A 12,280-nucleotide genomic window follows, 5' to 3' on the forward strand; every position below is an offset into this window, starting at 1 on the left:
CCACAGGACTGTGGGTTGGCCAATCGGAATCCGGTTGGCCAACCCTTCATCTGATGGGTCAACCCATCGGACGTCGAGGCGGGCGGGGGCGACACCGGGTGTGTGGTTGATCGGTCAGGAGGGCTTTACGGCATACGGTTGTCCGGTGGCTGATCGGTATGGGAACGACGTACTGGCCGGGGACTGGCGCAGGCCCAGGAACGGGCGGACCGTCGAGGTCGAGCTCGAGAAGGGCATGGTCGTCGAGGAGCCGAGCTCGGGCTTCGTCGGCGCGGTGGTCCGCTGGGAGCACGGCGTGGTCGACCTCGAGGACCGGTTCGGCAGGATCAAGACCTACCCGCTCGGGCCCGGGTTCTGGCTGGACGGCAAGCCGGTCAGCCTGACGGCGCCGAAGAAGGCCGGGCCGGCGAAGAAGACCCGGACGGCCTCCGGCTCGGTGGCCGTCGACAACGTCCGGGCGAGGGTGGCCCGGGCCGGCCGGATCTACGTCGAGGGCCGGCACGACGCCGAACTGGTCGAGAAGGTCTGGGGTGACGACCTGCGGATCGAGGGCGTCGTGGTCGAGTACCTGGAAGGTGTCGACGACCTGCCCGGGATCGTCAACCGCTTCCGGCCCGGGCCGGGCCGCCGGCTCGGCGTGCTCGTGGACCACCTGGTCGAAGGCTCCAAGGAGTCGAGGATCGCCGCGCAGGTGACCGACCGGAACGTGCTGGTCGTCGGGCACCCGTTCATCGACATCTGGGCGGCGGTCAAGCCGTCGGCGGTCGGGATCAAGGCCTGGCCGCGCATCCCACACGGCCAGGACTGGAAGAAGGGCGTGCTGCAGGCCTTCGGCTGGCCGGCCACCGACCAGGCCGACGTGGCCGCGGCCTGGAAACACATCCTGTCCAGGGTGAACAGCTACGCCGACCTCGAGCCGGCCCTGCTCGGCCGGGTCGAGGAGCTCATCGATTTCGTGACTCTGGACTGAACGCCGGGATCTTCGCCGCGATCCACTCCTTGATCCGGCTGCGGACCCGGCCGACGTACCAGGTCACCATCCCGAGTACCAGACCGGCGGCCAGCAGCAGCCCGGCGAGCAGCGCGGCGATCACCCGTACGGCGGCGACGTCGACGATGCCGGCCACCACCAGCAGCCCGACCCCCAGCCCGACGGCTGCCAACGGCAACCATCCCTGGAAGATCAGCGGCCGCTTCGCCGGCGTCAGCTTCGGACTGCGTACCAGCCGCTCCCACAGGGTGACCCGGGCCGGCTCGGTGAACCAGCGGGCGGAGCGCAGCAGCCATGAACCGGGCTGGTTCTTCCGGCCGGCCATCGCCTTGATCCAGTTCCCGGGCTGCTCGCCGAGCCCGCCGGAGACCTGGACCATCCGGTCGGCCAGGCCCTTGGTGGTCGCCCGGCCCTCGGCCGACTGGTTCAGCTCGTCGCGCATGGTCGTGAGCGCGGACAGGACGTTGGCGTCGCGGAAGTCGTCGGCCAGCCGCTGCACGCGCTCGGCGACCTTCTCGACCTTCCAGTCCTCCGCCAGCAACACCTGTCGCTGCGTCTCGCGGATCCAGTCCGGGTCGGCACCGAGCATGGCACCGAGGTGCGCGACACAGTGCAGCCGGCCCATCAACCAGTCCCAGCGCCGCCAGTCCGCCGCGCCGAACGCACCGAAGTGCCCGACCTGCGTGCCGTAGAGGATCCGGTCCTTCAACGCGTTGGCGACCGATCCTTCCTGGACGTCGTCCAGCAGCGTCAGCGGGATGTCCGGTCCGAGCCGGACGAACTGGAACGGCGCACTGCGCTGTTGCGGGGTCCGCGCCGACGTGCACCGCGACACGATCTCCACCTCGAGCGCGGTCTCGACCAGGTCCCAGCCGACGGCGGCGATCACGTCGGCGAACGCCTCGCCGAGCGCCCGCTGCACCTGCAGGTCCTCGAAGATGTCGCTCAGGCCGACCGCGACCGTTTCCGCTCCGCCGGGCAGACCCAGGTCCAGCTCGGCCTCGGCCAGCCGCACGGACAAGGCGTCCCGCACGGCCTGCGCCTTCAGCAGACAGTCGCTGGTCGCCTGTAGCCGCTTCTCCAGCTCCTCCCGCTCAGCCGCCGGCGCGCTACCGAGCTTCGTCCGCAACGACCGCAGCACCAGCCGGACGACGCGTTCGGCCGCACCGGTTCCCCACGGCCAGCTGGGGTTGCCGTCGGCATCGTTGCACAGCGGCGCGGTCCCGCCGTCCGGTTCCGGGACCCAGGGATGGTCCGTCCGCAGGATCTCGTCGATGTCCTCCTCGGACAGCGCGGTCGCGGCGTCGAGGACGGTGGTCTGCTCCGCATTCGCGATCGTCACCGCCTCCCAGACGTCACCGGCGGCCCGGCCGCGCGAGTACGTCGGCTGCAACGCCTTCGCCGCCGCCCGCAGCCGGACCCGCTCCTCTGGTTGCTCAATACAACGGTCGAACAGCCGCTGGGTGTCCGACCAGGACGCGTCCGCCTCCAGCAGCAGCCGCTCCAGTTGCTCGACGTCGGAGCGGAAATCCACCTCGCGCGGGAACTGCACCGCGGACAGCGCCGCCTTCCGCCAGCCCGGCGCGTCGTTGCCGACCAGCTCGGTCGCCGCATGGCCGACGCCGGCGGACGGTACGACGTACAGCACGTAGCGGCTCGCCCGTCCGGCCACCGGCCGGCGCGCGACGACGTCGAGGACCGGCCCGAACGGCGCGTTGTCGAGCACGCCGCCGTCGACCAGCCAGGCACCGGGATCGGCGGTCGTCGGCTGCATCCGCGGCGGCGACCCGGCCAGCTTCGGCGTCTCCTGGACCGGGGCGAACGCGGCCGGGAACGACGCGGACGCGCGGGCGGCGAGGGCGAGCAGCCTGGTGTTCGCCAGTTCGTTCTTCTCGCTGACCGAGAAGGTCCGGGTGCGGCCGTCGTACGTCGCGGTCTCCTCGCTGGTGAACCGGAACAGGTACCGGTGGTCCGGTACGACGAAGCACTGCCCGGCCGCGTCCGTGGCCTCGAACTGCTGCACCCCCAGCCCGGACGCGGTGACGAACAGCGTGACCGCCTCGTCGGCGGTCGACTCACCGGCCTCCGCGACCCCCTTGATCAGGCTGTCGAGCTGCTTCAGGAAGTAATCGCCGTCCAGCACCGACTTCGACTCGACCGTGGCCGACGGGACCAGCTTGCCGACCTCGAGCGATCCGAGGCCGACCCACTTCTGCCGTAGCCACGGCCCGTGCTCGCCGCCCGGGTCGAGGGTCGACCCGTTCGAGATCGCGGTCGCCAGCAACGACCCGTTCAGGCCGCCGGCACTGGTGCCGGCGATCACGTCGACCACCACCCGCCTGCGCTCGTCGCCACGCCGGCACAGCTCCCGCCAGCGGTCCGCGAGCACTTCGTCGTACGGCTGCGACGGCGGCAACCCCTCCGGGCCGGACGCGCGCCGGATCAGGTCCAGCTCGTGCGTCACCCCGCCCATCCAGACGGCGAGGCTGACCCCACCGTTGAGTACCAGCGCGATCCGGACTTCGTGATCGGTCATCGTCCCCCATCCCGCTCTTTGTCACAGGGATACCACGGACCGTTGTCGAAGGCATCACCCGGCGTCATTCTGTAGGTTGGGGGTGGTCGTCATGCGCAGAACAGCTGTCGCGGTCGTGGTGCTCGCCGTCCTGGTGGCCGGCTGCCAGGACACGCCCGACGGCAACGGCACGCCGTCGCCCACGATCACGGAAACCACCGGTGAACCGTCACCCGAACCAACCACTCTGGAGACCACCGGGACCAGGATCGACGAGCCGTCGATCGAGATCGCCAACGCGCCGATCGGCGGCAACGTCGAGGAGGACGGCGTCGAACAGTGTGCCGAGGTGAACTGGCTGGGCAAGAATCCGATCCCCGGCGGCACCACCATCAGCCTCGGCTCGGTCCGCCTGTCCGCCCAGGGCGTCTTCGAGCTCTACCAGGGGTCCTGCCCGGGTGACGTCCGCGCCTGCGCCGACGTGCGGTGGCAGAGCGGCGACTTCAAACCCTGCTACGTCGGTGCGCGACAGGTGGCCAACGGCACCGAAGACGTCTACCTGGTCATCGGCATGACGGCGGTCTGCGAGACCCAGGACGACTGCGACGGCCTGGTCGAGGGTTTCGGCGAAAGCCAGATCCGCTTCCGGCCGATGTTCCTGGAGACGCCGACTACTGAGCCGACGTCGGAGGGGACACCGTCCAGCGAGATGCCATCGGATGGCTGAGGAGCAGCAGTCCCAGGTCGAGCGCTGGGTGAGTTTCGCGGCGAAGCTCGTCACGCCGATCACCCTCGTGACCGCGCTGCTGTTCTACTTCGGGTACGTCTCCGCCCGCTCGCAGTACGAGTACTTCGGCATCGACGTCGACACCATCGGCCTGAGCACGCAGGACTACGTGATGCGCAGCCCGCAACCGCTGCTCGTCCCCCTGCTGGCGATCACCCTGCTCGCGGTCGCCGGACTGCTCGTGCACAACGCGGCCCACCCGACCGAGACCGGCGTACGGATAGCCACCCGGGCGACCGTGGTCCTGCTGCTGATCGGCGTCGCCGGCCTGCTCGCCTTCCCCCTGATCGGGCAACTGCCGTACTACGCCCTGATCGTGCCCAGCGTGATCGGTCTGGCCGCGGCCGCCCTGGCGTACCTCACCTACCTCCGGCGCACGTTCCAGCGGCGCGAGGGCCAGCGATCGCTGATCCTGCTGCTCGCGGTCGTCACCGTGACCTGTGCGTTCTGGGCGACGGCCACGACCGCGCAGTACTCCGGTCGGGGCCTGGCGAAGGCGGACGCCGAGAACCTGGACAAGTTCCCGGTGGTCATCCTCGACACGAAGGAGAAGCTCGCGCTGCGTTCACCGGGACTGGAGGAGACTGCGTTGCGTGCGGGCGCCGGCCAGACCTTCCACTACCGCTACCGCGGCCTGCGGCTGCTGGTCGTCGGCGAGAACCGCATGTTCCTGGTCCCGCACCAGTGGAGCGCGTCGAACACCACCGTCGTCATCCCGCTGGACAGCTCGATCCGCGTCCAGTTCCAGTTCCAGAACGACCCGCCCTAGGCGGAGTCCCGGACGATCAGTTCGGTCGGGTAGACCTCGGGGCTGGTGAGTTCGGCGCCGGCGATCTTGGCGAGCAGGATCTCGGCCAGGCGGGCGCCGAGCTTCTCGATCGGCTGGCGGACCGTGGTCAGCTTCGGCGTGGTGGTCGTCGCCATCACCGAGTCGTCGAACCCGACGACCGCGACGTCCGCCGGCACCTTCCGCCCGCGCTGGGACAGCACCCGCAGGGCCGTCGTCGCCATCAGGTCGTTCGCCACGAACAGCCCGTCCAGGTCCGGGAACTCGTCGAACAGCCGCAGTGCCGCCTGCTCGCCACCGTCGGGGGTGAAGTCGCCGAAGGCAACCGCCTCGGTCATCCCGGCTTCCCTGGCCACGTCCTGGTAGCCGGTCAACCGGTCCAGCCCGGCGGTCATGTCGAGTGGCCCGGCGATCGTCCCGATCCGGCGGCGTCCGATCGACAACAGGTACTCCACCGCCTTCCGCGCACCCTCGACGTTGTCCACGTCCACACTCGCCACCGGTACGTCGACGCCGAGCGGCCGGGCGCTGAACACGATCGGCAGCGGCAGCTGCGCCAGCTCCTGCAGCACGTTGTCGCGGCCGTGGTGGCTGACGATGATCGCGCCGTCGACGTGGCCGCCGCGCAGGTACCGCAGCAGGCGCTGGTCGTCACCCTCGGCCGGCTCGATCAGCAGCACCAGCTGCGAGGACGTGGGCGCGAGCGTGTGACTGACACCGCGCAGGATGCCGGCGAAGAACGGATCCGAGAACACCCGGCTGTCCGGTTCCGGTACGACGATCGCGACCGAGTCGGTCCGTCGCGTCACCAGCGCGCGAGCCGCCCGGTTCGGCACGTAACCGAGCTGGCCGATCGCCCGCTCGACCGCGGCCACCGTGTGCGGCAGCACCTTGGGCGAGCCGTTGACGACCCGCGACACAGTGGCTCGGGAGACGCCCGCGAGCGCGGCGACCTGCTCCAGGGTCGGAGAACCAGAGTCGTTCATCGGTCCTCCTACGGACGACTGAGTGACCTTCCCACGGTAGTACGTCCGTAGCTTATTTACTCAGCCCTTCCTTCTCGTGTTGGCGGCTTTGTCGGCCAGGTCGAGCGCCTGCTTCCAGGCGGCCTCCGGGGTCTGCTTGCCCTCGTCGACCCGGGCCAGCGCGGCGCTGAACACCTGGTTGATCTCACCTTCGCGCGGGCCCTTGTGCTGCTTGAGGATCACGTTCTTCGCGCGGTTGATGAAGATCTGCCCGACCGGCGCGTTGCCGAAGTACGGGTTCACCTGGTTCTTCACCTGCTCGTCGTCGTACGCGTCCAGCGTGGACGGGAACGAGCCGACCTTCTTGAACACCTTGATCTGCTGCTCGGGCGCGGTCAGCCAGGCGGCCAGCCGGGCCGCCTCCTCGGGCTGCGGGGACTGCTTCGGCACCGTCAGGTACGAGCCGCCCCAGTTGCCGCCACCGCCGGGGAACACGTCGGCGACGTCCCACTTGCCCTTGCCGTAGCTGCCCGCGTTGTCCTGGATCACGCCGAGCATCCAGCCCGGGCAGGCCATCGTCGCGAACGCGTCGGTGCGGAACGCCTTGTTCCAGGCGTCGCTCCAGGCCGGCAGCTTCGCCGACAGCCCGTCCGCGCTGCCCTGGACGATCTGGTCCCAGACCTTCTTCAGCCGCGGGTTCTCCGCGCCGAGGTAGCGGTCCTGGTTCGAGTAGTACGCCTGGATCAGCTGGTTGCGCATGGCTTCCCAGGTGAGCACCGCGGAGTCGTACCAGGCCGAGCCCGGGACCTTCTGCTTGAACTTCCGCCCGGTGGCGAAGTACGACGCCCAGTCCGGGAACAGCTTGGCGACCTGGGCCCGGTCGGTGGGCAGCCCGGCTATGGCGAACAGGTCCTTGCGGTAGCAGATCGCCTCCGGCCCGATGTCGGTGCCGTAGCCGATGATCTTCCCGTCCTGGGTGGTCGCGCCGGCCACCTTCCAGTCCAGCCAGCGTTCCTTCAGCTCGTCGGCGCCGTACTCGCGCAGGTCGACGAACTTGTCCGCCTTGGCCAGGTAGTTGTAGATCCAGGAAACCTCCATCGCTTCGATGTCGGCCAGTCCGGAGCCGGCCGCGAGGTTGGTGTCCAGGTTCTTGATGTGCGCGTCGACGGTCGGTGCCTTGCGCGCGACGATCTTGATGTTCGGGTGCTGCGCCTCGTACTCCCGGTACAGGTCGTCGTACCCGAACTCGTTGAAGGTGGCGATGGTCAGCTCGATCTTCGGCCCGTCGGCGTCGTTGCCACCGGCATCGGGATCACCCGGGCCGCCGCCGCAGGCCGAGGCGAGCAGGACCGCGCCGCAGGCGAGCAGAACCGCAAAGGGGCGTTTGCCGGCACTGGGCCGCATCTGAAGCTCCCTGGAACTGGACGGAGTTGAGGAGAGCGCTCTCGGATCGCGAAAGTGTGCTGAGTTTCGGGCGTTTCAACTGGGTATGTCAAGCGTCGCATCGTCACGCTGAGATACCGAGGAGTTCACGTCCGGACATATTCGGCCGGGTCGTCACGCAGTGAACCGCTGTGATCACGGACCGATGACCACAGGGAGTGATGTCAGGACCGTAACGGCCCGACGGAGTCGCGGACCACGAAGGCCGCGCCGGGGTTGACCACCGGCTGCGTCAGGGCCGGGTCCTCCGCAGGACTGCTGGTGGGCGAACAAGTCGGCGTTCCTGTCCGGTGCGGTCCGGCCGGCCGCGGGGTTCCGCCGCCGCGGACCGCCACCTCCTGTGTCCGTCTGGCGGCACCTGCGGATTGTCAGCCTCGGAGGAACGTGGCCGTGTGGGTGGCGCCGCGCGAGCCGTCGACCGCGATGTCCAGGATCAGTTGCCTGCCGGTCGCGACGACGGTGACGGTGTCGTCGGCTGTCGACAATCGACGGATGTGTTTGTCGACACTCAGACGAAGCGTCTGGACGGTGCGACTCGGATCGGACACGGCGACGGTGACCGTGCGGCCTTCGGTGCCGACGACGACGGACGCCGGGCCGGACGCGGTGATCCCACCGGCCGATCCCGCGGTCCAGAAGTTGGCCATCGTCAGGTGATCGCGACCCGAGCGGATCGCCTGGACTTCGTCCGTGTTCGCCAGCACGGTGACACCAGGATCCGCAGCGCGCTCCGCCGTCCGCCAAGTGCTTGCCCCAGGCAACAGGATGTAGGCGTAGCCGCCGACCTCCGTGCCGTGCTCGACGACCAGCGACGCGTACCGCCGGGTGTACGGCGTCGTCGACCCCGCCGTGTCGTTGCCGGTGTTGATCTCCCGCCATGTCCCGGTGCGGTCCTCACGCCGGGCACGCACCTTCCCGCCGCTCGGGAACACGTATCCACCGACGCCCTCCAGGTGCGCCCAGCGCGGGTCGTCGTACGACCCGTCCCCCGGCTGCGTGACGCCGTCGACCACGAGGGCCGCCGTTCCGTCCGCGTGCAGGTTGCGGTTCTCGACCACGGTCTCGACCGGGTAGCCGTCGGTGCCGGCGATCCCGGCGCCCAGGGCAACGATCGAGTCCGCGAGGCAGAACCACGACTTCCGGGCCTGCAACGTCTTGTCGTGGTTGATCAGGTGCATGCCCACGGCACCGGTTTCGTTCCGGTACGAGGCGCCGCCGGCCCAGTCGGCGTACGCCGCGATCGTCCCGGTGCCGCCGCCGGTTCCGTGCGGCTGGCGGGGTTTCGTGCTGACCGTCGTACCGGGCAGGCGCTGCGCGTCGACGGTCGGCCAGTACGCGTCGTAGAACTGGGCGTGGTCGTCGTTGTAGAGGTACGTCATGCCGTCGCCGACGTACCAGCCACGGAGGTTCTCGCCGTTGCCCCACTCGTAGCGGGCCATCCGCTTGGACGACATCGCGATCGCGAACGTCCAGCCGGGCCGGCGGTGCACGACGCGGTCCTGGTTGTAGAACTGGAAGTGCGCGGGCGTGGCCGGCGCTGGACGTACGGCGTGATCGTCGAGAACCGCTTTGGCGCGGGAGATCTCCGGGATCGAGGCGCCGCTCAGGTAGTCGGCGAGGCGGTCGCGGGTGATCCAGCCTTTGGCCAGCGCCCGATAGCGGCTCGCGTACGGTTCGGCGACACCGCCGGCCAGCAGGAGCACGCTCGAGGTGGTGCCGTGGCCGTGGCGATGGTCACCGGCCCGTTCGCGGGAGATCGCCCGGCCGGAGACGCAGTCCATCATCAGATTGTCGACAATGAACGGCGCGAAGCTCGCCTCGACCGCGTCGAGGATGACGGCGCGGTTCGGGTCGGTGATCTGCCAGGTCGAGGCGCCGAGCAGGGAGAACAGGTTCGCCACGCCGCCGAGCGCGACGTTGCCGTAGGTGCCGACGTACGCGAGGTTTCCGTGCTGGACGAACGAGCCGTCGCGGTAGAAGCCGTCGCCACTGGTGACGTAGGTGAAGACGCTGTTCTTCCCCGCCTGCGCGACGTCACTCAGGGCGTCACGGCCGGCGGCGATCTTGTCGGCGGACTTGCCGACGATGCCGCGCAGCGCGACGATCAACGCCTTGTCGACGCGGTTGGCGCCGGTCTCCCGCAGGTTCGGCGAGTTGGTCCGGCGGTTCGGGTTGGGTACGAAGCGGTCGACGGCTCTCAGGTAGGACGCCAGTTGACCTGCGGTCAGGGCGTCGTACGCGAGGACGCAGGTGTCGAGCAGGGCTCGTGGTGCGCCGATCTCCCAGAACCACCAGTTGCCGGTCTCCGGGAGGGTCTCGTTGTAGGCGCGCCGGTTGAGGAAGTCGAGCGCGCCCGCGAGTCGGTCGGCCGGGTCGGTCGTAAGTGTGGTGCCGGGGGTCGCGCGGGCCAGCGCGATCGTCTTCAGCCTGGTGTAGCTGATGGAGAAGTTCCCCGAGGTGGAACTGAGCGGGAGGTCCGGCCAGAGGGCGGTCCGGTCGGCGTCGATGATGAGATTGTCGACAAACTGCTGCGCCTGGGCGGTCAGCCTGGTCAGCGCGTCGCGGTACGCGGGATCGGTCGGGTCAAACGCGCCGCCGGTGTTCAGCGCGGCCCACCGGTCGCGCAGTACGTCGAACTCGTCGGCCGCTGCTGCGGGCCGGTTCGTGGGCAGACCGGTCGCGGCGAGAGCGGCGGCGGCGAGCCCGGCCTGGATCACCACGCGTCGACTGACGAAGGGCGGCATCGCAACTCCTCGGGGCGGTGGGCAGTAAACGCTTACCGCACAGCTTTCACGATGCGCACAACGGTCGTCAACACGTCATTGCGATCACTTCTGATCACTTCATGTCCTGACTTGTACCCCGCAGCCAACGCGCAACGGGACTGGTCTGCCGGTCCAGCTCCGCCGAGGCACCAGCCGAGCCGAACCCGGACACCCGTCGCTCGACGCCGGCTCAGGGCAGGAGGTCGCGGACTACCGCGTCGGCCAGGAGCCGGCCTCGGCCGGTGAGGACCAGGTGGTTGCCGGCGAGGGTGGCGAGACCGTTGGCGATGATCTGCTGTGCGGCGGTGCGGCCGGGGATGTCGAGCACGTCGAGGGGGAGGCCGGCCGACAGGCGGATCTCCAGCAGGACGCGCTCGATGCGCCGGGTCTCGGGGTCGAGGGCTTCGCGGGCGTGGGCCGGGCTGTCGCCGGCGTTGAGGCGTTCGGCGTACACGGTGGGGTGCTTGACGTTCCACCAACGGATGCCGCCGACGTGGCTGTGAGCACCGGGGCCGATCCCCCACCAGGTGTCGCCGCGCCAGTAGAGCTCGTTGTGCCGGCAGCGTGCGTCCTCGGTGCGGGCCCAGTTCGAGACCTCGTACCACTGCAGTCCGTGCGCGGACAGCATCTCGTCCGCGAGCACGTACTTGTCCGCGAGGTCGTCGTCGTCCGGCATCGGCAGCTCGCCCCGGCGGATCCGGCGGGCCAATTGGGTGCCGTCCTCGACGATCAGCGCGTAGGCGCTGACATGGTCCGGATCGGCCGACAGCGCGGACTCCAGCGACGCCCGCCAGTCGTCGAGCGACTCCCCCGGCGTCCCGTAGATCAGATCCAGGTTCACGTGCTCGAACCCGGCCGCGGTCGCCTCCTTGACGGCCTGCAGCGCCCGTCCCGGCGTGTGCTGGCGATCGAGGATCCGCAGCACGTGCGACGACGCGCTCTGCATCCCGAAGCTCACCCGCGTGAACCCCGCCTCGAGCAAGCCCTCGAGGTACGCCGGATCCACCGACTCCGGATTCGCCTCGGTCGTCACCTCGGCATCCGGCGCCAACCCGAACTCGTCGCGTACGGCGGCCAGCATCCGGCCGAGGTCCGCCGCCGGCAGCAGAGTCGGCGTTCCGCCCCCGAAGAACACCGTCTCCACCGGCCGGTCGAGCCCGCCGAGCACCCGCCGCGCCATCCGGACCTCGCGCACCGCGGTCTCGGCGTACGACGCCTGGGAACCGCCACCGCCGAGTTCCTTCGCCGTGTAGGTGTTGAAGTCGCAGTACCCGCAGCGCGAGGCACAGAACGGCACGTGCAGGTAGAACCCGAGCGGCCGCTCACCGGCTTCGCGGACGGCGGATTCCGGCAACGCCCCGTCCCGGGGCGCAACCTCCCCCTCGGGCAGTGTCGACGGCACCGCACCATCCTACGGACCTCCAACAACGCTCAGGCGGGCCGCGGGACCGCAGTAGCCTGGCCATCGGTCGTACGCGAGGTGGAGGCTGGTGCTGTGTCGCCCGTTCGCCGGACTGTGAAGGTCTTGCTGCTGGACCAGGCGGATCGGCTGCTGCTGCTCCGGGGCGACGAGTACGCCGACGGCCACTCCATCTGGTTCCCGGTCGGCGGGGGGCTCGAGAACGGCGAGGACGCGGTCGCCGCGGCGCTTCGCGAGATCGACGAGGAGACCGGCTGCCGGGACGTGACGATCGGACCGGAGGTCTGGCGCCGACAGCACCTGTACTCCTGGCGTGGCACGCGGACCGACGTCCACGAACGCTGGTTCGTCGCCCGAACCTCTCACTTCACCCCGTCGACCCAGGCACTGAGCGACGAGGAGCAGACCTACATCACCGGCTTCCACTGGTGGACCGCCGGCGAACTGATCGCCACCACCGCCGAGGTCTTCCCGCCCGACCTCGGCACCCGCTTCCAAGCCTTCCTGCGCAGCGGCGCACCAGCAACACCCATCGACATCAGCCAGAAGTGACCACAGCTCCACCCGTGCAGGGTGGGCCGGTAGCCCAGCTCCTGGGTGTCGCCGT

At 69.6% G+C, this 12,280-nt stretch carries 9 protein-coding genes; 4 read left to right on the forward strand and 5 right to left on the reverse strand.

Features of this window, described 5'->3' with window-relative positions; genetic code table 11:
- Positions 1–145: 145 nt before the first annotated feature.
- Positions 146–970: a DUF3097 domain-containing protein gene (locus E1218_RS07615; RefSeq protein ID WP_132317704.1), complete on the forward strand. Its 825-nt coding sequence runs from the start codon at positions 146–148 to the stop codon at positions 968–970.
- Here E1218_RS07615 and E1218_RS07620 read toward each other — a convergent pair.
- The gene (locus tag E1218_RS07620; RefSeq protein WP_132317706.1) at positions 945–3,527 is read right to left on the reverse strand and encodes a DUF3376 domain-containing protein; all 2,583 of its coding nucleotides are present in this window, start codon (positions 3,525–3,527) and stop codon (positions 945–947) included. The two genes, E1218_RS07615 and E1218_RS07620, sit on opposite strands and share 26 nt — an antisense overlap.
- Before the next feature lie 91 nt (positions 3,528–3,618).
- Between E1218_RS07620 and E1218_RS07625 the strand changes: the two genes are divergently transcribed.
- Positions 3,619–4,233, forward strand: a complete 615-nt coding sequence (locus E1218_RS07625; protein ID WP_132317708.1) for a hypothetical protein — start codon at positions 3,619–3,621, stop codon at positions 4,231–4,233.
- Positions 4,226–5,062, forward strand: a complete 837-nt coding sequence (locus tag E1218_RS07630) for a hypothetical protein (RefSeq protein WP_132317710.1) — start codon at positions 4,226–4,228, stop codon at positions 5,060–5,062. Before E1218_RS07625 ends, E1218_RS07630 begins: the two co-directional genes overlap by 8 nt.
- Here the strand turns inward: E1218_RS07630 and E1218_RS07635 are convergent.
- From E1218_RS07635 to hemW, 4 genes are all read right to left on the reverse strand, one after another.
- On the reverse strand, positions 5,059–6,066 hold the full coding sequence (locus E1218_RS07635) for a LacI family DNA-binding transcriptional regulator (RefSeq protein WP_132317712.1): 1,008 nt from the start codon (positions 6,064–6,066) through the stop codon (positions 5,059–5,061). The two genes, E1218_RS07630 and E1218_RS07635, sit on opposite strands and share 4 nt — an antisense overlap.
- A gap of 60 nt (positions 6,067–6,126) precedes the next feature.
- Entirely contained in the window at positions 6,127–7,449 is a 1,323-nt protein-coding gene (locus E1218_RS07640) for an ABC transporter substrate-binding protein (protein ID WP_132317714.1), read from the reverse strand.
- Positions 7,450–7,856: 407 nt separating this feature from the next.
- Positions 7,857–10,232 carry a polysaccharide lyase 8 family protein gene (locus E1218_RS07645; RefSeq protein WP_132317716.1) on the reverse strand — a complete coding sequence of 792 codons (2,376 nt, stop codon included), beginning with the start codon at positions 10,230–10,232 and terminating at the stop codon, positions 7,857–7,859.
- A 211-nt stretch (positions 10,233–10,443) separates the two neighbouring features.
- On the reverse strand, positions 10,444–11,655 hold the full coding sequence (gene hemW / locus E1218_RS07650; protein WP_132317718.1) for a radical SAM family heme chaperone HemW: 1,212 nt from the start codon (positions 11,653–11,655) through the stop codon (positions 10,444–10,446).
- Positions 11,656–11,769: 114 nt separating this feature from the next.
- Between hemW and E1218_RS07655 the strand changes: the two genes are divergently transcribed.
- Positions 11,770–12,225 carry an NUDIX hydrolase gene (locus tag E1218_RS07655; RefSeq protein WP_267900278.1) on the forward strand — a complete coding sequence of 152 codons (456 nt, stop codon included), beginning with the start codon at positions 11,770–11,772 and terminating at the stop codon, positions 12,223–12,225.
- Positions 12,226–12,280: the final 55 nt, after the last annotated feature.

It is taken from the genome of Kribbella turkmenica (assembly GCF_004348725.1).
Classification (GTDB): domain Bacteria; phylum Actinomycetota; class Actinomycetes; order Propionibacteriales; family Kribbellaceae; genus Kribbella; species Kribbella turkmenica.